Here is a 21,413-nt window from a genome sequence, read left to right as displayed (position 1 = left end):
GCGATAGCGGTGGTTCAGCCGACCTTGATGTTGGATGCGCCGCCGTCATCGCGAGCAAGCTCGCTCCCACAGGATGTCGGTGTCCCACAGGATGTCGGTGTCCCACAGAGGGCCGGTGTCCCACACGGGGCCGGTGTAGACAAAGGATCGGGGCGCTAGCCATGTCCGCCCTCTGGCGAATCAACCTCTGGGTCACGGTGTTCTTTGCCCTGGTCGCCGTGGCCTGCGCAACGCTGCTGCTGCACCAGGCCACCGCCGATGTGCAGCGCGAACTGCAATCGGCCGAGTCGGTGGTGCATTACCTGCGCGAAACCGCCGAGCGAGACCCGACCAGCCTGCAATCGCGCCTTACCGGCAGCCTGCGTCACGTGCGGGTGCATTGGCTGGCGCCTGGGGAGAACGCCCCGGCGAACGATCCCGGGTTGCAGGCCTGGCTGGGTCGCCAACTGTTGGCCGACGGCCCGGTTGCGCAGATGGTGGTCCTGCAGGACGGGCGTCGGGCCTGGATCGCTGTCGACCCACGGGATGAAATCGACGAGATCCTCGATTCCCTGGCGCAACTGTTCGGCGTCTGCCTGATGGCACTCTTCGTCAGTTTGCTGGTGATTCGCTGGGCGGTGCGCCGGGGCGTGCGTTTGCTGGATGAATTGCTCCACGCGATGCGCCAGGTGTCCGCCGGGGACTTGCAGGTCAGCCTGCGCACCGAAGGCGTTTCGGAAGCCCAGCAGTTGGCAGAGCATTTCAATCGGATGACCGCCGCGCTGGCCCAGACCCGCGCGGACAACGCCCAGCTGACCCGGGCACTGCTGGCAGTGCAGGAACAGGAGCGCACGCGCTTGTCGCAGACGCTGCACGATGACCTTGGCCAATACGTGGCCGGTATTCGCGCACGGGCCTGTCTGCTGCGCCTGGTCATCCATCAGCCGCCAGCCTTGGAGCAAACGGCAAACGAACTGGAAGAACACTGCGATCACCTGCAAAAAGGCTTTCGCGCGTTGGTCCACGACTTGTATCCGGTGGTGTTGCAGCACCTGCCGTTGTGCGAGGCAATCGGGCTGCTCGCGAGGCAGTGGCAGGACAGACACGGGATCGCCTGTCAGTTGCGAGTCGATGGAGCGTCGCTGTCGATATCCGGGCCTGACAAGGCCCACCTCTATCGCCTGTTGCAGGAAGCACTGACCAACATCGCCCGGCACGCCAACGCCAGTCAGGTACGGATTCGCTTGCAGCACCGCAGCGGCCGCCTGCGCCTGCTGGTGCGCGATAACGGACGTGGCGCGCAGCAACCGGCCCGGGCGGGTGTCGGCCTGCATTCGATGGCCGAACGGGCCCGCAGCCTTGGTGGTGAGCTGCGCATCATCAGCCAGCCCGGCGCCGGGTGGGCGCTGGCCTTGAATATTCCCCTGGAGGTTTCATGAGCATCTTGTTGGTGGACGATCACGCTGTGGTTCGGCAAGGTTACGCCAGCCTGTTGCGAGCGTTGATGCCGGAACTGCTGGTGCGCGAAGCGGCCTCGGGCGAAGAAGCGTTGAGCCAGGTGCAGGAACAGGTGCCGAACCTGGTGATCATGGACTTCGGCCTGCCGGGCATCAGCGGCCTGGAAACCACCCGCCGCCTGCGTCAACGCTTGCCGCAACTGCGCGTGCTGTTTTTCAGCATGCACGACGAACTGCCATTGGTGCGCCAGGCGCTGGACGCCGGCGCCGCGGGTTACCTGACCAAAAATTCGGCACCGCAAATATTGTTGGAGGCGGTGCGCCGGGTGCTGGCCGGCCATGCCTATATCGAGCAGACCCTGGCGACCCAACTGGCCTGCGCCAGCACGCGGCCCGATGCGGACCCGCGCCTGCAATCGATGACCCAACGCGAACTGGAGATCTTCGTCATGCTCGCCAGGGGCACCCCGGCGCGGACCATCGCCGAACAGCTGTGCATCAGCGCCAAGACCGTGTCCAACCATCTGACGCTGCTCAAGAGCAAACTGCAGGTCAGCTCCCATGCCGAACTGGTCCACCTGGGAATCGATATGGGTGTGGTGCGGGTGGCTGGGTGAAATGCTAGTCCCGTGGCGAGGGAGCTTGCTCCCGCTGGGCAGCGAAGCGGCCCCAACAAGGTCCATTCAATGGGCCTGACATTCCGAGGTGTCTGGTTTTGGGGGCGCTTCGCACCCCAGCGGGAGCAAGCTCCCTCGCCACGGTCTCAGTGATCCCAACTTGTGGGGCAGCCGATGCAGTCCTGCATATTCGCATCCTGGAAATTCCCGTAATGCTGGCGCGAGCCACTCAGGTTGGCCTGTTCCAGGTTGCTTTCAGCGAGCTTGACCTCTTGCAGGTTGGCATCGCGCAGGTCGGCGCCCTTGAGGTCGGCCTTGCTCAGCCAGGCCATCTCCAGGTCGACGGCTTGCAGGTTGGCCTCGTGCAGGCGAGCCCCGGACAAACGGGCGAATTGAAGGTAGGCACCGCTCAAGTCGGCCCGCTGGAATTGCGCGCCCTGGGCGAACAGCCCCCAGCCCTGGATTGCCTTGAGCGTGGCGCCGCTGAAATCCGCCAGGCGCAGGTTGCTCTGTTGCAGGCTGGCACGGTTCAGGTTGGCGCCCTGGAGCTGCGCCTTCTCAAGGTTGGCCAGGTCCAGCCGCGCATGACGCAGGTCGGCCTCGCGCAAGTCGGCACCGGCGAGATTCATCTTGCGCAGGTCCTGGCTCGCCAGGTTGGCGCCCCGCAGGTTGGCGCCGGGGCATTGACTGGATTCGGCGATGAGGCAGCCGTTGATGGTCAGTGGGGTGTCGTCGGCGTTGGCACCGGCGGCGAGGAGCAGAAGCAGCGAGGGCAGTGGTTTCATGGCCTACACTCGGGCAAGTGTGGGAGCGAGCTTGCTCGCGATAGCGCAGTGTCAGTCAACATAAATATCGACTGAACGACCGCCATCGCGAGCAAGCTCGCTCCCACAGGGGTTGTGGTGGGGGCAGGGCTCAGGTTGGGTCAGGGTTATTTCTGCGCCGTTGCTTTATCCCAACTCGGAATCTTGAACACCCAGAACGACCCGCCCTGGGCCACCGGTTTGGTCAGTTCGGCCATGTCGCCGCCCCACAACGGCACGGCGCCGCCATAACCGACGGTCACGCCGATGTACTGCTCGCCGTCCTGTTCCCAGGTGATGGGCGGGGAGACGATGCCGCTGCCGGTCTGGAACTTCCACAGCTCCTCGCCGGTTTTCGCGTCGAAGGCCTTGAAGAAGCCGTCACCGGTGCCGGTGAACACCAGGTTGCCCTTGGTCGCCAGCACACCGGCCCACAACGGCAGCGGCTCCTTGTGTTCCCACACCACCTTGCCAGTGGTGGGGTTCATCGCCCGGAGGCTGCCGACGTGATCGTCGTACATGCGCTTGATGCGAAAACCCATGCCCAGGTAGGCCGAGCCTTTTTTGTAGCTGACCTCCTCGGTCCAGTACTCCTCCTTCCACTGGTTGCCCGGCACATAGAACAGCCCGGTGTCCTGGCTGTACGCCATGGGGTTCCAGTTTTTCCCACCCAGGAACGGCGGCGAAACCTCCACCGGTTTACCCTTGGTTTCGCCTGGCAACGGCTTGGCCGGACGTTGGCCGGGGTTTTCCACGGGCCGCCCGGTCTTCAGGTCGATGTGGCTGGCCCAGGTGATGTTGTCGACGAAGGGGAAAGCGTTCTGCAGCTTGCCGTTGTTGCGATCCACCACGTAGAAAAAACCGTTGCGGTCGGCGTGGGCGGTGGCCTTCACCTGCTTGCCGTCCTTGTCCTTGTAGTCGAACAGCACCAGCTCGTTGTTGCCGGAGAAATCCCAGGCGTCATTGGGCGTGTGCTGGTAGAACCACTTCACTTCGCCAGTGCTTGGATCGACTCCCACCTGGCCCGAGGTGTAGAGACTGTCATAGTCATGCGGGTTGCCGTCCTTGGCGGTGCGCGCCCAGGTGTTCCAGGGGCCGGGGTTGCCCGCGCCAACGATGATGGTGTTGGTCTCGGGGTCGAAACTGGCGCTCTGCCAAGGCGCGCCGCCACCGTGGCTCCAGGCCTCGACCTTGCCGGTCTCGGTGGTTTTGTCGTCAGGCCAGGAGGGCGCCTTGACGTCGCCGGTCGGCGTGCTGTCCTTGCCGTTGAGGCGGCCCATGTGGCCTTCGACAAACGGCCGCATCCAGACTTCTTCACCGGTGTCCGGGTCGCGGGCGAACAGTTGCCCGACGACACCGAACTCGTCGCCGGAGCTGCCGTGGATCAGCAGGACCTTGCCGCTGGCCTTGTCTTTGATCAGCACTGGGGCGCCGGTCATGGTGTAGCCGCCGGCGTGGTCGCCGAATTTCTTGTTCCAGACCACCTTGCCGGTGTTCTTGTCCAGGGCAACCACCCGTGCGTCCAGAGTCCCGAAGTAGATCTTGTCGCCATAAATGGCCGCGCCACGGTTCACCACATCGCAGCACGGCCGGATGTTGTCCGGCAGGCGGTGGTTGTAGGTCCACAGGCGTCTGCCGGTCCGGGCGTCGAGGGCGAACACCCGGGAGTAGGATCCGGTGACATACACCACGCCGTCGCTGACGATCGCCTGGGATTCCTGGCCGCGTTGTTTTTCGTCACCGAACGAGTAGGACCAGGCCGGGGTGAGCTTGAACACGTTCTTGTCGTTGACCTGGGCCAGCGGACTCCAGCGCTGGGCGTTGGTGCCCATGCCGTATTGCAGCACGTCCTTCGTCGTCAGGTGATCGTTGGCAATGTCTTCCCAGGTGACGGCGGCGTGCGCCTGCGGACCCAGGGACAGGCCGCCGGCGAGCAGCAAGGCAACGCTCAGGGAGGAGAGGGCAGGTAGCGTTTTTATTGTCATGGTGGGATTTCCCAGTGAGGTTTTGGCCTGACTAGGGTCAGGTGCCTGCACCCGTGTCGGATACGGAAAAAGTCCCGCCCTTGCCGGGAAGACTTCCCAAAACGCCTGTCTTTGCGACTTGCGTCGTATGGCCCGCTACCAAGGAACTAGACCCCGGCCACCAAAGCAGCATTCGGCCGGCGGCGGGCGCTTCCTAAGATGACGGCACGGCCTCTGTGAAAAGGTCTTGCGTGCAATTTCGAGGGCATAACAATGACAACAAAACGCAACGCCATCATCGCTAGCGCATTGCTGATAGGGCTGACTGGCGCAGGCTCGGCATGGGCCCATGGCAACGTAGTGCCCCAGGCAGTGGAAACCCAAGGGCTGACGCCGATCAAGGACACCAACCTGCCGTTGGATGCCGACGGCTGGGCGGCACAGAACCCGTATCGCAATTCTCCCGAACGCGAAAAAGCCGTGGAGATCGGTGCCTCGGCCTACAACCAGAACTGCGCGGCCTGCCATGGCCTTGAGGCCAAGTCCGGCGGTATCGCCCCGGACTTGCGCATGCTCGACGCCGCCGAGGCTGGCGATGAATGGTTTGTCGAACGCGTGCGCCATGGCGCGGTGCGCGATGGCCGGGTGTATATGCCCAAAATGGCCGATTACCTGAGCCAGGAAGCGCTGTGGGCGGTGCGTACCTACCTGGACAGCGTGCACGTCGAGGAGTGATTGTCATGCGCCTGTTCGCGTGGGTGATGTGCAGCCTGCTGTTGTGTGGCCAGGCGGTGCAGGCGCAGGTGCGCAGCTATGACCAGATGATTGCCGCCGGTGAATTGAAGGTCGCGGTCTACATGGACTTCGCTCCCTACAGCTTTGAAGACCAGGGCCAGCCGCGGGGCGTTGACGTGGAGCTGGCGCAGGCCCTGGCCAAGGCGCTGGGCGTACGGCTGAAATTGCTCTGGGCACCGCCCGGCGAAAAGCTCGACGACGACTTGCGCGACTACATCTGGCGCAGCAGTCCGCTGCACGATCGACAACTGGCCGATCTGATGATGCGAGTGCCTTATGACCATGACTATGTACAAAGGCGCAACGACGTTGGCGAGCTGGAGAACGCCCAGGTCGTGATGTTCGGTCCGTATCAGCAGGAATGCTGGCAAGTGGCGTACGACCGGCGTCGACTGGCCTCGGTGGGCAGCGTTGCGGTGTTCCAGCAACACCCCATTGGCGTTGAAGTCGACAGCGTGCCGTCGTTCTACCTGACGTCCGTGTTCAACGGCATGCTCAGTGCCAAGACCCGCCATTACCCCAGCGTTGCCAAGGCCTTCGGCGCCATGCAGGCCGGGGAGGTCGATGCGGTCATGGCGATGCGCGGGGAAATCGACTGGCAGGTGCACCGGGCGGCTGATCCGCAATTGGCCCTGGCGGAGAACGCTTATCCGAACATGGGCAAGCAGCGCTGGGAAATCGGCATGGCCGTGCACGAAAGCAACCGGCAACTGGCCTATGCGGTGGAGGAAGCCTTGGAAGCGTTGATCCGCGACGGCAGCCTCAAGGCCGTGTATGCCCGCTATGGCCTGCGCTACGAAGTGCCGGACATGTATCAATAGGAGCGCAGCGATGAACTGGCGAGCGTGGGGCCTGCTGTGGTGTTGCCTGCCGTTGATGGCGAGCGCGATCGAGCCGGGAAAGGACCCGGTGCCTTCCGTGATGTGGGCTTTCTATCACAAGCAACTGCTGGCGGACGCGCCGTTCGTGTTCGACGAGCGAGTCCGGCTGCTGGCGCCACCGTTTGCCGAAGACGCGCGCCAGGTGCCGCTGGAAATCGATGCCCGCGCCTTTACCGGTGACGTCGTGCGTATATTGGCCTGGGCCGAATTGAACCCGCTGCCGAAGATTGTCGACTTCCAGCCCACGGAACGGGTGCTGCCCTGGCTGTCGATCCGTATTCGCATCGAGCAAGCCAGTCCATTGCGTGCGGCAGTGCAGACCCGCGACGGGCTGTGGCACGTCGGTTCGACGCTGATCGACGCGGCGGGTGGCGGCTGCACCGCGCCCAGCGTCGTGCGCACCCAACCGGGTTGGGAGAAGCACTTGGGCGAAGTGCTGGGCGGTCGCTACCCGCGGGGCGATTCGAGTCGCCTGCGTCTGCAGGTTGCCCACCCCATGGACAACGGCCTGGTCAGCGGCATCCCGGAGTTTTTCATCAACCAGGCTCGGCTGCTGGATGCCGACGGCAAGCTGTTGGCGCGCCTGGAGCTGTTTCCGGCGGTCAGCGAAAACCCCTCCCTGGGCTTCGACATCCAGGGCCCGGGACAGACCCGCCTGTTGCTGCGCGACACCAGCGGCAACGAGTTCGAAGCGGCCATTCCCTGACCACAAGGAGCACGCCATGCGCTGGTTGTTGCTGATCTGTCTTGGGCTGTGCCTGCCGGCCTGGTCCGCCACCGAGTATTCGCTCAAGCCACGGCAGATCGCCGAGGGCACGTGGCTGCTGGAAGGCAGCACGGATAATTTTGCCAAGGCCAACGGCGGCAATATCGTCAATACCGCGTTCATCGTCACCGAGGCCGGCGTGGTGGTCATCGACACCGGACCGTCAAAGCGCTACGGCGAGGCGCTGCGCCAGGCCATCGCCGCAACGACTGACAAGCCGGTGGCTCAGGTGCTGCTGACTCATCATCACCCTGACCATGTATTGGGCAACCAGGCCTTCAGCGATGTGCCCATCGGGGCGCTGCCCGGCACCACCGATCTGCTGCGACAGCAGGGCGACGCGATGGCGGAAAACATGTACCGGCTGGTGGGCGACTGGATGCGCGGCACCGAGGTGGTGCTGCCGACGCAGGCGTTGAGCCCCGGCACGCTGCAGGTGGGTGAGCATTCGTTGCGCTTGCTGGCGCTGGCCGGGCATACCGGGGCGGATCTGGCGATCCTTGATGAAACCACGGGCGTGCTGTTCGCCGGCGACCTGGTGTTTTATGAGCGAGCGCTGACTACCCCGAACAGCCCCGGCCTGGAGGTATGGCTCAAGGATCTGGACACCTTGCAGGGCCTGCCATGGAAGCAGATCGTGCCGGGTCATGGTCCGGTGACGGCGGATGCCCGGCCATTCGCGCAGATGCGCGACTACCTCGGCTGGCTCGACCAACTGATGCGCGACGGCGCGGCCCGGGGCGACGACATGGCCGAGATGATCCGCAGCCCCATCCCCGAGCGCTTCGCCGCGATCAGCCTGAGCCGGTATGAGTTGATTCGCAGCGTCAGCCATCTATACCCGCGTTATGAGCGGGCGGGGATGAGGCGGGTGGACACAAAGCCCCAGTAACTGCGGCGGTGAGAGGCTTCTGTGGTGAGGGGATTTATCCCCGCTGGGGCGCGAAGCGGCCCCCTGGATCTGTCTGGCATATCGAGTTTTAGGTCTTGGGGCCGCTTCGCAGCCCAGCGGGGATAAATCCCCTCGCCACAGGGGTGGCGGCCTGTACCAAGGAACTAGAAAACTCAACATTGCGGGCAATTGTTGGCGACGGCCCCGAGCCCAAGAATCTGTGGCAGACCGGGAAAATTTCCCGGGTATAACAATAACCGCAGAGGTAGCCGTCATGACTCATCCCGCACGTCGCCAATCCTTCGCCGTGAGCCTGCTGCTCAGTGCCATGCTGCTGTCCGGCTCGGCCTTGGCCGCCGTGACCGACCAGGAAATTCTCCAGGACCCGAAAAACCCGCAGCAAATCGTGACCAACGGCCTCGGTGTGCAGGGCCAGCGCTATAGCCCGCTCGACACCCTCAACGTGAACAACGTCAAGGACCTGCGGCCGGTCTGGGCGTTTTCCTTCGGCGGCGAAAAGCAGCGCGGCCAGCAGGCCCAGCCGATGATCAAGGACGGGGTGATGTACCTCACCGGCTCCTATTCACGGGTGTTCGCGGTGGACGCACGCACCGGCAAGAAACTCTGGCAATACGATGCGCGCCTGCCCGATGACATCCGTCCCTGCTGCGACGTGATCAACCGTGGCGTGGCGCTGTATGGCGACCTGGTGTTCTTCGGCACGCTGGACGCCAAGCTGGTGGCCTTGAACAAGGACACCGGCAAGGTGGTGTGGAGCAAAAAAGTCGCTGACCACAAGGAAGGTTATTCCATCAGCGCCGCGCCCATGGTCGTCAATGGCAAGCTCATCACCGGCGTGGCGGGCGGCGAGTTTGGCGTGGTCGGGCAGATCAGCGCCTTCGACCCGAAAAACGGCGAACTGCTCTGGACCCGGCCGACCGTGGAAGGCCACATGGGCTACGTCTACAAGGACGGCAAGGCCGTGGAGAATGGTATCTCCGGCGGCGAGGCCGGCAAGACCTGGCCCGGCGATCTGTGGAAAACCGGCGGTGCCGCGCCTTGGCTGGGCGGTTACTACGATCCGGAAACCAACCTCCTATTGTTCGGTACCGGCAACCCGGCACCGTGGAACTCCCACCTGCGCCCTGGCGACAACCTCTATTCCTCGTCGCGCCTGGCGCTGAACCCGGACGACGGCACCATCAAGTGGCACTTCCAGAGCACGCCACACGACGGTTGGGACTACGACGGCGTCAATGAACTGATCTCGTTCAACTACAAGGACGGTGGCAAGGACATCAAGGCGGCAGCGACGGCCGATCGTAACGGTTTCTTCTACGTGCTCGACCGCACCAATGGCAAGTTCATCCGTGGTTTCCCGTTCGTCGACAAGATCACCTGGGCCTCCGGCCTGGACAAGGACGGGCGCCCGATCTACGTAGACACCAGCCGGCCGGGCGCACCGGGCAGCGAAGCCAAGGGCAGTTCGGTGTTCGTCGCCCCGGCGTTCCTCGGCGCGAAGAACTGGATGCCGATGGCCTATAACCAGGACACCGGTCTGTTCTACGTGCCGTCCAACGAGTGGGGCATGGACATCTGGAACGAGGGCATCGCCTACAAGAAAGGCGCGGCGTTCCTCGGGGCCGGGTTCACCATCAAGCCACTGAACGAGGATTACATCGGCGTGCTGCGGGCCATCGACCCGAAGACCGGCAAGGAAGTCTGGCGCCACAAGAACTTCGCGCCGCTGTGGGGCGGGGTGCTGACCACCAAGGGCAACCTGGTATTCACCGGTACGCCTGAAGGTTTCCTGCAAGCCTTCAACGCGAAGACCGGGGAAAAAGTCTGGGAGTTCCAGACCGGTTCCGGCGTGCTCGGCTCGCCGATTACCTGGGAGATGGACGGCGAGCAATACGTCTCGGTGGTCTCCGGCTGGGGCGGCGCGGTACCGCTGTGGGGCGGCGAGGTGGCCAAGCGCGTGAAGGACTTCAACCAGGGCGGCATGCTCTGGACGTTCAAGTTGCCGAAAGAGCTGGTGGCCAAGCGCTGAGTTGTCATTGAGTAAAGTGCTGCCTTTGTGGCGAGGGGATTTATCCCCGCTGGGCTGCGAAGCGGCCCCAAAACTTCTGCGAGTGCTGCGCACTCGAGCGGGGATAAATCCCCTCGCCACAAGAGCAGCGCTCGTTCCCGTTCTTTCGGAAAGCCAACAAACCTACGACCAAATAACGAGAGCGCCCCCTGCCAATGACGCATTCGTCCATCGCGCGGGGCTCTCTACCATCGGCCTATCGCCTGTCCCGCGACAGGCATCGACCAGGCAGAGGCCCATCATGATTTACGCACAACCCGGAACCCCAGGCGCCGTCGTTTCCTTCAAGCCGCGCTATGGCAATTTCATCGGCGGCGAATTCGTTCCGCCGGTCCACGCTGAGTACTTCACCAACACGTCGCCGGTCAACGGCGAAGTCATCGGCGAGTTTCCGCGCTCCAGCGCCGCCGACATCGACAAGGCCCTGGACGCCGCCCATGCCGCTGCCGACGCCTGGGGCAAAACCTCGGTCCAGGATCGCTCCCTGGTGCTGTTGAAAATCGCCGACCGTATCGAGCAGAACCTGGAGCTCCTTGCCGTGAGCGAGACCTGGGACAACGGCAAGGCCGTGCGCGAAACCCTCAATGCCGACGTACCGCTTGCGGCTGACCATTTCCGTTATTTCGCCGGCTGCATCCGCGCCCAGGAGGGCGGGGCCGCCGAAATCAACGAACTGACCACGGCCTACCATTTTCATGAACCGCTGGGCGTGGTCGGGCAAATCATCCCGTGGAACTTCCCGTTGTTGATGGCCGCCTGGAAACTCGCCCCGGCCCTGGCCGCCGGCAACTGCATCGTGCTCAAGCCGGCGGAGCAGACGCCGCTGTCGATCACCGTGTTCGCCGAGCTGATCGCCGACCTGCTGCCAGCCGGCGTCCTGAACATCGTCCACGGCTTCGGCCGCGAAGCCGGTGAAGCCCTGGCCACCAGCAAGCGCATCGCCAAGATCGCCTTCACCGGTTCCACCCCGGTCGGCTCGCACATCATGAAATGCGCCGCCGAAAACATCATCCCGTCCACCGTGGAACTGGGCGGCAAGTCGCCGAACATCTTCTTCGACGACATCATGCAGGCCGAACCGGCGTTCATCGAAAAAGCTGCCGAAGGCCTGGTGCTGGCGTTCTTCAACCAGGGTGAAGTCTGCACCTGCCCATCCCGGGCGCTGGTCCAGGAGTCGATCTATGACGAATTCATGCAAGTGGTGCTGAAGAAGATCCAGCAGATCAAGCGCGGCAACCCGCTGGACACCGAGACCATGGTCGGCGCCCAGGCGTCCGAGCAGCAGTACGACAAGATCCTTTCGTACCTGGACATCGCCCGGGAAGAGGGCGCCGAATTGCTCACCGGCGGCGCGGCGGAACGCCTTGAAGGCGACCTGTCGAGCGGCTATTACATCCAGCCGACCCTGCTCAAGGGCCACAACAAGATGCGCGTGTTCCAGGAAGAAATCTTCGGGCCGGTGGTGGGCGTGACCACCTTCAAGGACGAAGCCGAAGCCCTGGCCATCGCCAACGACACCGAGTTCGGCCTCGGCGCCGGCCTCTGGACCCGCGACATCAACCGCGCCTACCGCATGGGCCGGGCAATCAAGGCCGGACGCGTCTGGACCAACTGCTACCACCTGTACCCGGCGCATGCCGCGTTTGGTGGCTACAAGAAGTCCGGCGTCGGGCGTGAGACGCACAAGATGATGCTCGACCATTATCAGCAGACCAAGAACCTGCTGGTGAGCTATGACGTCAATCCGTTGGGGTTCTTCTGATCCTCGCCGCATCCATTGACTGAGCCCTGTGGCGAGGGAGCTTGCTCCCGCTGGGCCGCGGAAGCGGCCCCCGTCTTCAAGGCAAAGCATTGACTGTGTAGCGGCTATTTTTGGGGCTGCTGCGCAGCCCAGCGGGAGCAAGCTCCCTCGCCACGGTAATCGCTGTTGCTAATACCAACGCACCCCGTGCACTCCTTCGAAAGTAGCATTCGGCCCCAGGCCGCCCCGTGCATTAATGAACCTGCCGGAATCGCCCGGTACAAGAAGAGGAAAGACCCATGTGGACTAAACCCGCGTACACCGACCTGCGTATCGGCTTTGAAGTGACGATGTACTTCGCCAACCGATGAGTGCCGGCCCGGCCTGACGCGTTCGGGCCGGGCTACCCATTGGTCGGATTGCATTCACGGCGCGATGCTTTAGGCTCAAGGTATCCCACGACAATAACAACAGGCTTACCGATGAGCCCCCCTGAAAAAATGAGCCTCAGCCCGCTGCGCAAGTTCGTTTCTCCTGAAATCATGTTCGGTGCCGGCTGCCGGCACAATGTCGGCAACTACGCCAAGACCTTCGGCGCCCGCAAGGTGCTGGTGGTCACTGACCCCGGGGTCATCGCCGCCGGTTGGGTCGGTGATGTCGAAGCCAGCCTGCAAGCCCTGGGCATCGATTACTGCATCTACAGCGACGTTTCGCCCAACCCGCGGGTCGAGGAAGTCATGCTCGGCGCCGAGACGTACCGTGAAAACCACTGTGACGTGATCGTCGCGGTAGGTGGTGGCAGCCCGATGGACTGCGGCAAGGCGATCGGCATCGTCGTCGCCCACGGTCGCAGCATCCTCGAATTCGAAGGCGTCGACACCCTGCAGGTACCCAGCCCGCCGCTGATCCTGATCCCGACCACGGCCGGTACCTCGGCCGATGTGTCGCAGTTCGTGATCATCTCGAACCAGCAGGAGCGCATGAAGTTTTCCATCGTCAGCAAGGCGGCGGTGCCGGATGTGTCGTTGATCGATCCGGAGACGACCTTGAGCATGGACCCGTTCCTCTCGGCCTGTACCGGTATCGACGCGCTGGTGCATGCCATCGAGGCGTTCGTCTCCACCGGCCACGGGCCGTTGACCGATCCTCATGCGCTGGAGGCGATGCGCCTGATCAACACCCACCTGGTACAGATGATCGCCAACCCGGCCGACGTCGCCCTGCGCGAGAAAATCATGCTCGGCAGCATGCAGGCCGGGCTGGCGTTTTCCAACGCGATCCTCGGCGCGGTGCACGCCATGTCCCACAGCCTCGGTGGCTTCCTCGACCTGCCCCATGGCTTGTGCAACGCGGTGCTGGTGGAGCATGTGGTGGCGTTCAACTACAACTCGGCGCCGGAGCGTTTCAAGGTGATTGCCGAAACCCTGGGCATCGATTGTCGCGGGCTCAACCATCGACAGATCCGCACGCGGCTGGTGGAACACCTGATTGCCCTCAAGCACACCATCGGTTTCCACGAAACCCTCGGCTTGCATGGGGTGAGTACCTCGGATATCCCGTTCCTGTCGCAACACGCCATGCATGACCCGTGCATCCTTACCAATCCACGCGAGTCGAGCCAGCGGGATGTCGAGGTCGTCTATGGCGAAGCCCTCTGACGAACAGCAAAAGGCCCTCGCCGGGCTGCTGGGATTGGGCAATCATTCGACGCGCAAGAGCCATTACCCGGAGCTGGCGGCGCGTCTCGCCGAACTGGAACAGGCCCGCCAGCATCTGCAGCAACTCAACGACCAACTGGAGCAACGGGTGGCGGAGCGCACCGATGCGTTGCTGGAGGCCAACCACAACCTGCAACAGCAGATCGCCCAGCGCGAGTTGGTCGAGCAACAGCTGCGCGATGCCCGGGACGCCGCCCAGGCCGCGAACCGCAGCAAGGACAAATACCTGGCCGCCGCCAGCCACGATCTGCTGCAACCGCTCAACGCCGCGCGGTTGCTGATTGCCACATTGCGTGAACGCCAGATGCCAGCCGCCGAGCATCTACTGGTGGAACGCACGCACCAAGCGCTCGAAGGCGCCGAGGACCTGCTCACCGACCTGCTGGATATTTCCCGGCTCGACCAGGCCGCCGTCAAACCCGACCCGGCGTCGTATCGGCTGGATGAGCTGCTCGCGCCGTTGGTGTCGGAATTCCAATCGGTGGCCGGCGCCGCGGGCCTGGAATTGCGCGTGCGATTCGCCGATGAAGCGGTGCTGACCGACCTGCGGTTGATGACCCGCATCCTGCGCAATCTGCTGAGCAACGCCTGTCGCTACACCGACCAGGGCGGCATCCTCCTGGCGGCGCGGCGCCGGGGAGGGCGCTTGAGCCTGGAGGTCTGGGACACGGGCAGAGGCATTGCCGCCGATTGTCTGGAATCGATTTTCCTCGAGTTCAACCAACTGGATGTCGGCCGCGCGGCGGACCGCAAGGGCGTCGGCCTGGGGCTGGCGATCGTCGAGCGTATCGCTCATATCCTCGGCTACCGGGTGCGGGTGCGTTCGCGGCCGGGACGCGGCTCGGTGTTCAGCATCGAGGTGCCATTGTCTGCCGAAAAGCCACTGCCCCTGACCCACGCGCCTGCTCAGGCCGTCGCCGGAAACCCGTTGCCTGGGCGCCGGTTACTGGTCATCGACAATGAGCTGAGCATTTTGCAGAGCATGGCGGCACTGCTCGGGCAGTGGGGGTGCGAAGTGCTGACCGCCACCGACGAAGCGGGCGCCTTCGATGTGCTGCAAGGCCGCGCACCGGAGCTGATCCTGGCGGATTTTCACCTCGACCATGGGGTGGTCGGCTGCGAGGTGGTCAAGCACCTGCGCGAACATTTCCAGCAAGCGATCCCCGCTGTGATCATCACCGCCGACCGCAGCGACCAGTGCCGCCGTGCCTTGCGCAAGCTGAATGCGCCGCTGCTAAACAAACCGGTAAAGCCGGGCAAGTTGCGGGCGGTGTTGAGCCAGTTGCTGGGGTAGTCGGTCTTCAATTAAACCTGTGGGAGCGAGCTTGCTCGCGATAGCGGAGTGTCAGGCAAACATGTTCCGGCTGACCCACCGCCATCGCGAGCAAGCTCGCTCCCACAAAGGCATCGGAATGGATAACAATATTTTGTGTTATGTTATCCCCTTTCTTTTGGCAGGAATTCTCATTCCTGATCCTGCAAAGCCCCCGACTCCTGAGTATCGCCATGAGCCTATCCCCAAGCGCGACAAGCCCGTCCGCTGTCATCGCTCCAACCCTCGCTTCCAGTACCGCAACAACCGCGACGCGCCTGCTCGCCATCGATGCCTTGCGGGGTTTTGTCATGTTGCTGATGCTGGTCGACCATGTCCGCGAAACGTTCCTGCTGCACCGCCAGGTCACTGACCCGATCGATGCATTGAGCGTGACCCCGGACCTGTTTTTCACTCGTTTGCTCAGCACGCTCTGTGCGCCAGTGTTCATCTTCCTTACCGGTTTGTCGGCCTGGCTCTACAGCCAGAAACACACCGCCAGCGAGACTTCGGTGTTCCTGCTCAAGCGTGGTCTGTTCCTGGTGTTCCTGGAGCTCACGTTCGTCTGTTTCGCCTGGAACGCCGAGTTTCCGCCGAAGACTTTGTGGCTGCAGGTCATCTGGTGCATCGGCATCTGCATGATCGCCCTGGCGGCGTTGCTGCACTTCAAACGCAGCTGGCTGATCGTGCTGGGCGCTGCCATCGTTGCCGGGCATAACCTGTTGGACGGTGTGGTGCTGGGGCCGGACTCGCCGTTTTTCGTGCCCTGGTCGATTCTTCATCAGCGGTCGTTCATCGAGATCACCGAGTTCACCCGGGCACGCACCACCTACCCGGTGTTGCCATGGATCGGCGTGATCCTTCTGGGTTGGGCGATCGGGCCATGGTTCGGCAAGGACATCGAAGCGCCCACGCGAGTGCGGCGCCTGCTCAAGGTCGGCATCGGCCTGCTGGTGGCGTTCGTGTTTATCCGTTATCTCAACGTCTACGGTGACAAACCCTGGGTCCAGACCGGGGATGCACTGCGCACCTTCATGAGTTTCATGAGCGCGACGAAGTACCCGCCGTCGCTGATGTTCCTGATGCCGACGCTGGCGGTGGGCCTGATCCTGCTGGCGCTTTTCGAAAAAGCTCAGGCGAAGGGCAGCATCGCGATTCTGGCCATCTATGGCGGCGCGCCGATGTTTTTCTACCTGCTGCACCTGTACGTGCTGAAGGCCATGTACCTGCTGGCGGTGTTTATCTGGGGCACCAATCAGGGCGCTTATTTTGGCTTCGAGCACTTGCCGATGGTCTGGTTGTGGAGCGTGTTGTTGAGTGTCGTCCTGTTTTTTCCAACGCGTTGGTACGCAGCGTTGAAACAACGTCGGCGTGACATCGCGATCCTCAAGTACCTCTGATTTCGGGGCGGAGCGCGTATCCACGGCGCGCAACCGAGCCATTAAAACGCCGTCATTTGGTCGGCGTTTTTACCTCGAATGCAAAAATGCGCTTCGGTCTGCTTATTTCCTTCTGTAAACTCCCCCCGCTGCGACAATCGGGCACGGCCTTGGCAGGCCCGATCCAGACCGTTTTGCAGTGTCCCTCACCCAGCTGAAGCCAAGACCTACAAGAAGTCAGCGCCGGAGAGACATAAATGTGAGGCCGACATTGCTCGGCCCCTGTAGGTCCTTCCTCCAGTCCATCGATCCCCGCCCGCTGGCCATGCCGGCATGGGTGCGGACCCTGCTCGAACAGGATTGGGGGACGGAATGGCGTTCCACCCTAGGGATACACACATGTTGAAGAAAACACATACGGCGCTGCTGGGCCTGGCGATGGCGATGGGTCTTGCGACCACGCACGCCGCCGAGCCGAAAAAAGTGGATGTCTTGCTCATTGGCGGCGGCATCATGAGTTCGACCCTCGGCGTCTGGCTCAATGAGCTGGAGCCGGGCTGGACCATGGAAATGGTCGAGCGCCTGGACGGTGTTGCCGAAGAGAGCTCCAATGGCTGGAACAACGCCGGTACCGGGCACTCCGCCCTGGCCGAGTTGAACTACACGCCGGAAGACAAGAACGGCAAGGTCGACATCTCCAAGGCTATCGAAATCAACGAAGCCTTCCAGATTTCCCGTCAGTTCTGGTCCTGGCAGGTCAAGAACGGCGTGCTGAAGAACCCGCGCTCGTTCATCAACTCCACCCCGCACATGAGTTTCCTGTGGGGTGACGAGAACATCGCATTCCTGAAGAAGCGCTACGACGCTCTCCAGGCCAGCCCGCTGTTCGCCGGCATGCAGTATTCCGAAGACCCTGCGCAGATCAGCAAGTGGGTTCCGCTGATGATGCAAGGGCGTGACCCGAGCCAGAAAGTCGCGGCCACCTGGAGCCCGCTGGGTACTGACGTGAACTTCGGCGAAATCACCCGCCAGTTCGCTGCTCACCTGCAAACCAGGCCGAACTTCTCGCTCAAGCTGTCCAGCGAAGTGGAAAACATCACTCGCAACGAGGATGGCTCCTGGCGCGTTTCGTACAAGAACCTGAAAGACGGTACCGAAACCGAGACCGACGCCAAGTTCGTGTTCATCGGTGCCGGTGGCGGCGCGCTGCACCTGCTGCAGATGTCGGACATTCCGGAAGCTCGTGAATACGCCGGTTTCCCAGTGGGCGGTTCGTTCCTGGTAACCGAAAACCCGACCGTCGCCCAGATGCACCTGGCCAAGGCGTACGGCAAGGCTTCGGTTGGCGCGCCACCGATGTCGGTTCCGCACCTGGACACCCGCGTACTCGACGGCAAGCGCGTGATCCTGTTTGGCCCATTCGCCACGTTCTCCACCAAGTTCCTGAAGAACGGTTCGTACTTCGACCTGCTGACCAGCACCACGACCCACAACGTGTGGCCGATGACCAAGGTCGGTATCGAACAGTACCCACTGGTTGAATACCTTGCCGGCCAACTGATGCTGTCGGATGAGGACCGCTTCAACGCGCTGAAGGAATACTTCCCGGACGCCAAGCAGGAAGACTGGCGCCTGTGGCAAGCCGGCCAGCGCGTGCAGATCATCAAGCGTGACGAAGAGAAGGGCGGCGTGCTGAAACTCGGTACCGAAGTCGTCGCTTCCCAGGACGGCAGCATCGCCGGTCTGCTGGGTGCCTCGCCAGGCGCCTCGACCGCTGCACCGATCATGCTGAGCGTGCTTGAGAAGGTCTTCAAGGACAAGGTAGCCACCCCGGCCTGGCAGGAAAAACTGCGTCAGATCGTACCGAGCTACGGCACCAAGCTGAACGACAATCCTGAGCGCGTCGCACAGGAATGGGCCTACACCAGCGAAGTCCTGCAACTGGACCCGCCACCGGCTGTCGGCAAGCCAGGCACCGCGGTAGCACCGGCCCAACCGGCTGCTCCTCGCGAGGCCAACCCAGCGGCCGACATGGCGCTGTAAACCGGACGCTGTCCGGTGAGGTACAAAAACGCCGCTCATTGAGCGGCGTTTTCATTTGCAGGCTAGACCCCCCTGTGGGAGCGAGCCTGCTCGCGAAAGCGTTGTGTCAGTTTGCTTAAATGTCGAATGTGCTGCCGTCTTCGCGAGCAGGCTCGCTCCCACAGGGATCAGTGGTGAGGCTCGACCTCGTGGGCGCCCCGAAACCGCGCATCAAAATCCTCGGCCAACTGCGCCAGGGTTATGCTGCCCAGACGCTTGAGCAGCAACGCCTGGGCCTCGTCGAAGGCGTCCGTCAGCGCCGCGTTCACCGCTTGTTCCACCAGGCATTGCGGGTGGTCGGTCGACAGGCCAAGCGCAAAGATCGATGTGCTGCCCAACGCTTGATGAATATCCAGCAGCGTCATCTCCGAGAGCGGCTTGGCCAGGGCCCAACCCCCGCGATGGCCCTTTTCCGATGTGACGTAACCCTGTTCCTTGAGCAATGCCATGGTCCGGCGCACGACCACCGGGTTGGTGCCGAGCATCTGCGCGAGGGTGTCGGAGGTGGCGGATTGCTGGTGGCGGTCCATGTGGATCAATACATGGAGCATGCGGGACAGGCGTGTGTCGTTTCTCATCGGACTGACAGATTCCATGGCTGGGGTAGGTGGGAGTATTGCCCGTAATCGCAAAAGTTACGAGACTGTTGACAGCGGCTTTTCAAGAAACTTACGATGTGTCGAGACTTGCCGCGCCATCGAAACCACTCTTGGAGATCGCCCATGGAATACGACGTCATCATTACAGGCGGCAGCTATGCCGGTATGTCCGCGGGTTTGCAACTGGCCCGCGCCCGGCGCAAGGTGCTGGTGATCGACGCGGGCGAGCGTCGCAACCGCTTCGCCGCGACATCCCATGGTTTTCTCGGGCAGGACGGTCGTGCCCCAGGCGATATAGCCGGCGACGCCCATGTTCAGCTCATGGCGTACCCGACGGTTGAATGGGTTCGCGACACCGCGACCCAAGCCAGCAGGGATGCCGAAGCTTTTATTGTCGAGACCGCAAACGGCCTGCGTTACCGTTCTCGCCGGCTGTTGCTGGCCACAGGCGTGATTGATGACTTGCCCGACGTGCACGGGCTGACTGAGCGCTGGGGCAAAAGCGTTTTCCATTGCCCGTATTGCCACGGCTACGAGTTGAACCAAGGGCCGATCGGCGTTCTCGCAACCTCGCCGATGTCACTGCACCACGCCCAGATGCTGCCCGACTGGGGGCCGACGACGTTCTTCACCAATGGCGTGCTGGCGCTTGATCCGGAGCAACAAGCGAGCCTCGATCAGCGTGGCGTCACCGTGGTGACCGAGCGAGTGGCGCGTATCGAAGGCGAGCGGGCCGACGTGGTACTGGCCAACGGTCGGGTGGTCGCCATCGACGGCCTGTTCGTCTTGCCGCGTACGCGGGTTGCCAGTCCACTCGCGGCAGCCCTGGGCTGCGCGTTTGAAGAGGGTCCGCTTGGCGCGTTCATCCAAAGCGACGCGATGACCCGGGAATCCAGCGTGCCGGGCATATTTGCCTGCGGCGATGCGGCCATGCCGTTCGGCTCGGTCGCGCTGGCCGTTGGCGATGGGGTGAGGGCGGGCTCCGGGGTGCATCGGTCGCTGATCTTCCAAGCCCACCCTTGAGTTTCAGACTTGTACAGCCCCGGTTGCCACGGCAAAGGCGAGCATTACCAGGCTGACGCCCCAGGCCCAGAAAAACGTATAGGCCATGTGCTTGCGCAACTCTACGCCGGACAGTGCCAGGGCCAGATACACGCTGGGTACCACCGGGCTGATGGAGAAGCCGGTGTTCTCACCGATCAGCATGGCCCGGGCCACCGCTTCGAGAGGAACGCCAGCGGCGATGGCGACGTCCTTGATCACCGGCAGCAGGGCGAAATAGTAGGCGTCCGGCGAGAAGATCATTCCAAGGGGGACGCCGAAGAACCCGACAATCACATGCAGGTATTGGGCAGCACCGGCGGGCAGGATGTCGATCAGCGCCAAGGCCATGCCGTCTGACATCTTCGCTCCGGAGAGCACGCCCAGCAGCACGGCGGCGGCCATCATCACCAGAACCATCTGTAACGCATCGGACGCATGGGCCTTGAGGCGTTCGGCCTGGGCGTCGAGGGATGGGAAGTTCAAGGGCAGGGCGATGCCCAATCCGACCATGAAACAGGCGTACAGCGGAAAGATACCGGTGAACAGGCACAGCAGAATGCCGCCGGTCAGGGCCACATTCAGCCAGTAGCGCAGCTGCCGGGGAGAGAGACTGAATTCGCGGCTTTGCATTTGCAGGTCGTCCATGTCACGCGTCGCGGCCGCACCCAGCGACATCGGTTGGCGCCGCTGGGCGCGCGACCCCAGTATCGTCGCCACCCCGAGCATGCACACCAGGCCCACCATCTGCACCGGCAGCAACCCCAGCCACAGCTCGGTGGCATCGAGCCCCGACACGGCAGCGGCCCGCGCAGTCGTCCCGCCCCAGGGCACCATGTTGATGACCCCGGCCGTGGTCCCCACCAGGCACAACAGCATCGTCGGGCTCATGTTCAGGCGCTTGTACAAGGGCAGCAGTGCCGGGATCGTCAACAGGAACGTCGCGGCGCCGACGCCATCCAGATGCACCACTGAAGTCACCAGAACGGTAACCAGCGCCACCGCCAGGGGCTTGCCGCCCGTGCTGCGGATCAACAGGTTGACCAGCGGATCGAACAAGCCACGGTCGCGCATGATGCCGAAGAACAGGATGGCAAACAGAAACAGCGCGGCGGTCGGCGCGACGGTGACCAGGCCGGCCTTGATGAACTCGCCGATCTGCGCGAGATTGAAGCCGGCGAGCAGGCAGACGACCACGGGAAGGGTGGTGAACGCCACCACCGGACTGATCCGGCGCAGCAATATCAGCCCGATAATGGCAAGCATCATCAGGAAACCCAGGGTTGTAATCATGTTGC

The 21,413-nt window shown here is 63.0% G+C and carries 18 protein-coding genes; 14 read left to right on the top strand and 4 right to left on the bottom strand.

The features are described from left to right. The first annotated feature begins 161 nt into the window (after window positions 1–161). On the top strand, window positions 162–1,418 hold the full coding sequence (locus J3P86_RS14400; protein WP_434630796.1) for a histidine kinase: 1,257 nt from the start codon (window positions 162–164) through the stop codon (window positions 1,416–1,418). Then, the gene (locus tag J3P86_RS14395; protein WP_434630799.1) at window positions 1,415–2,053 is read left to right on the top strand and encodes a response regulator; all 639 of its coding nucleotides are present in this window, start codon (window positions 1,415–1,417) and stop codon (window positions 2,051–2,053) included. Before J3P86_RS14400 ends, J3P86_RS14395 begins: the two co-directional genes overlap by 4 nt. A 146-nt stretch (window positions 2,054–2,199) precedes the next feature. Here J3P86_RS14395 and J3P86_RS14390 read toward each other — a convergent pair whose 3' ends face one another. Both J3P86_RS14390 and exaA read right to left on the bottom strand, forming a co-directional pair. Next, entirely contained in the window at window positions 2,200–2,838 is a 639-nt protein-coding gene (locus J3P86_RS14390) for a pentapeptide repeat-containing protein (RefSeq protein WP_434698256.1), read from the bottom strand. A 146-nt stretch (window positions 2,839–2,984) separates the two neighbouring features. Further along, window positions 2,985–4,841 carry a quinoprotein ethanol dehydrogenase gene (gene exaA / locus J3P86_RS14385; protein ID WP_434698255.1) on the bottom strand — a complete coding sequence of 619 codons (1,857 nt, stop codon included), beginning with the start codon at window positions 4,839–4,841 and terminating at the stop codon, window positions 2,985–2,987. A 252-nt stretch (window positions 4,842–5,093) separates the two neighbouring features. Here exaA and pedF point away from each other — a divergent pair, with 252 nt between their 5' ends. The 11 genes from pedF (at window position 5,094) to mqo (ending at window position 18,436) form a co-directional block, all read left to right on the top strand. After that, window positions 5,094–5,555, top strand: a complete 462-nt coding sequence (pedF, locus tag J3P86_RS14380; protein WP_434574013.1) for a cytochrome c-550 PedF — start codon at window positions 5,094–5,096, stop codon at window positions 5,553–5,555. A 5-nt stretch (window positions 5,556–5,560) separates the two neighbouring features. After that, window positions 5,561–6,436 (top strand): substrate-binding periplasmic protein, encoded by an 876-nt coding sequence (locus tag J3P86_RS14375; protein WP_434698254.1) that lies wholly within the window; start codon window positions 5,561–5,563, stop codon window positions 6,434–6,436. A gap of 10 nt (window positions 6,437–6,446) precedes the next feature. Next, the gene (locus tag J3P86_RS14370; protein WP_434698253.1) at window positions 6,447–7,202 is read left to right on the top strand and encodes a quinoprotein dehydrogenase-associated SoxYZ-like carrier; all 756 of its coding nucleotides are present in this window, start codon (window positions 6,447–6,449) and stop codon (window positions 7,200–7,202) included. A 16-nt stretch (window positions 7,203–7,218) separates the two neighbouring features. After that, window positions 7,219–8,154: a quinoprotein relay system zinc metallohydrolase 1 gene (locus tag J3P86_RS14365; protein ID WP_434698252.1), complete on the top strand. Its 936-nt coding sequence runs from the start codon at window positions 7,219–7,221 to the stop codon at window positions 8,152–8,154. A gap of 274 nt (window positions 8,155–8,428) precedes the next feature. Continuing rightward, complete coding sequence (locus J3P86_RS14360; protein ID WP_434698251.1) at window positions 8,429–10,204, top strand: PQQ-dependent methanol/ethanol family dehydrogenase; 1,776 nt, start codon at window positions 8,429–8,431, stop codon at window positions 10,202–10,204. Window positions 10,205–10,484: 280 nt separating this feature from the next. Next, entirely contained in the window at window positions 10,485–12,005 is a 1,521-nt protein-coding gene (gene exaC / locus J3P86_RS14355) for an acetaldehyde dehydrogenase ExaC (RefSeq protein ID WP_434697628.1), read from the top strand. Window positions 12,006–12,283: 278 nt separating this feature from the next. Beyond that, a complete protein-coding gene (gene pqqA, locus J3P86_RS14350) occupies window positions 12,284–12,355 on the top strand; it encodes a pyrroloquinoline quinone precursor peptide PqqA (protein ID WP_003243383.1) in 72 nt (23 codons plus the stop codon). Between the two features lie 129 nt (window positions 12,356–12,484). Further along, window positions 12,485–13,642, top strand: coding sequence for an alcohol dehydrogenase-like regulatory protein ErcA (gene ercA, locus J3P86_RS14345; protein ID WP_305501237.1), 1,158 nt, complete (start codon window positions 12,485–12,487; stop codon window positions 13,640–13,642). Beyond that, window positions 13,626–14,996, top strand: a complete 1,371-nt coding sequence (locus tag J3P86_RS14340; protein ID WP_434698250.1) for an ATP-binding response regulator — start codon at window positions 13,626–13,628, stop codon at window positions 14,994–14,996. The genes ercA and J3P86_RS14340 overlap by 17 nt, the downstream gene beginning before the upstream one ends. Before the next feature lie 212 nt (window positions 14,997–15,208). After that, window positions 15,209–16,414 carry a DUF1624 domain-containing protein gene (locus J3P86_RS14335; RefSeq protein WP_434698248.1) on the top strand — a complete coding sequence of 402 codons (1,206 nt, stop codon included), beginning with the start codon at window positions 15,209–15,211 and terminating at the stop codon, window positions 16,412–16,414. 378 nt (window positions 16,415–16,792) lie between these two features. After that, a complete protein-coding gene (gene mqo / locus J3P86_RS14330) occupies window positions 16,793–18,436 on the top strand; it encodes a malate dehydrogenase (quinone) (RefSeq protein WP_434698247.1) in 1,644 nt (547 codons plus the stop codon). A gap of 167 nt (window positions 18,437–18,603) precedes the next feature. On the opposite strand, the gene J3P86_RS14325 is transcribed toward mqo, so the two are convergent. Beyond that, window positions 18,604–19,053, bottom strand: coding sequence for an Rrf2 family transcriptional regulator (locus tag J3P86_RS14325; RefSeq protein WP_434574027.1), 450 nt, complete (start codon window positions 19,051–19,053; stop codon window positions 18,604–18,606). A gap of 144 nt (window positions 19,054–19,197) precedes the next feature. Here J3P86_RS14325 and J3P86_RS14320 point away from each other — a divergent pair, with 144 nt between their 5' ends. Beyond that, entirely contained in the window at window positions 19,198–20,097 is a 900-nt protein-coding gene (locus tag J3P86_RS14320) for an NAD(P)/FAD-dependent oxidoreductase (RefSeq protein WP_434698246.1), read from the top strand. A 3-nt stretch (window positions 20,098–20,100) separates the two neighbouring features. On the opposite strand, the gene J3P86_RS14315 is transcribed toward J3P86_RS14320, so the two are convergent. Further along, complete coding sequence (locus J3P86_RS14315; RefSeq protein WP_434574031.1) at window positions 20,101–21,408, bottom strand: CitMHS family transporter; 1,308 nt, start codon at window positions 21,406–21,408, stop codon at window positions 20,101–20,103. Window positions 21,409–21,413 lie beyond the last annotated feature (5 nt).

It is taken from the genome of Pseudomonas sp. D1-1 (assembly GCF_051132225.1).
Taxonomy (GTDB): domain Bacteria; phylum Pseudomonadota; class Gammaproteobacteria; order Pseudomonadales; family Pseudomonadaceae; genus Aquipseudomonas.
This window is presented reverse-complemented; position numbering and strand designations above follow the sequence as displayed.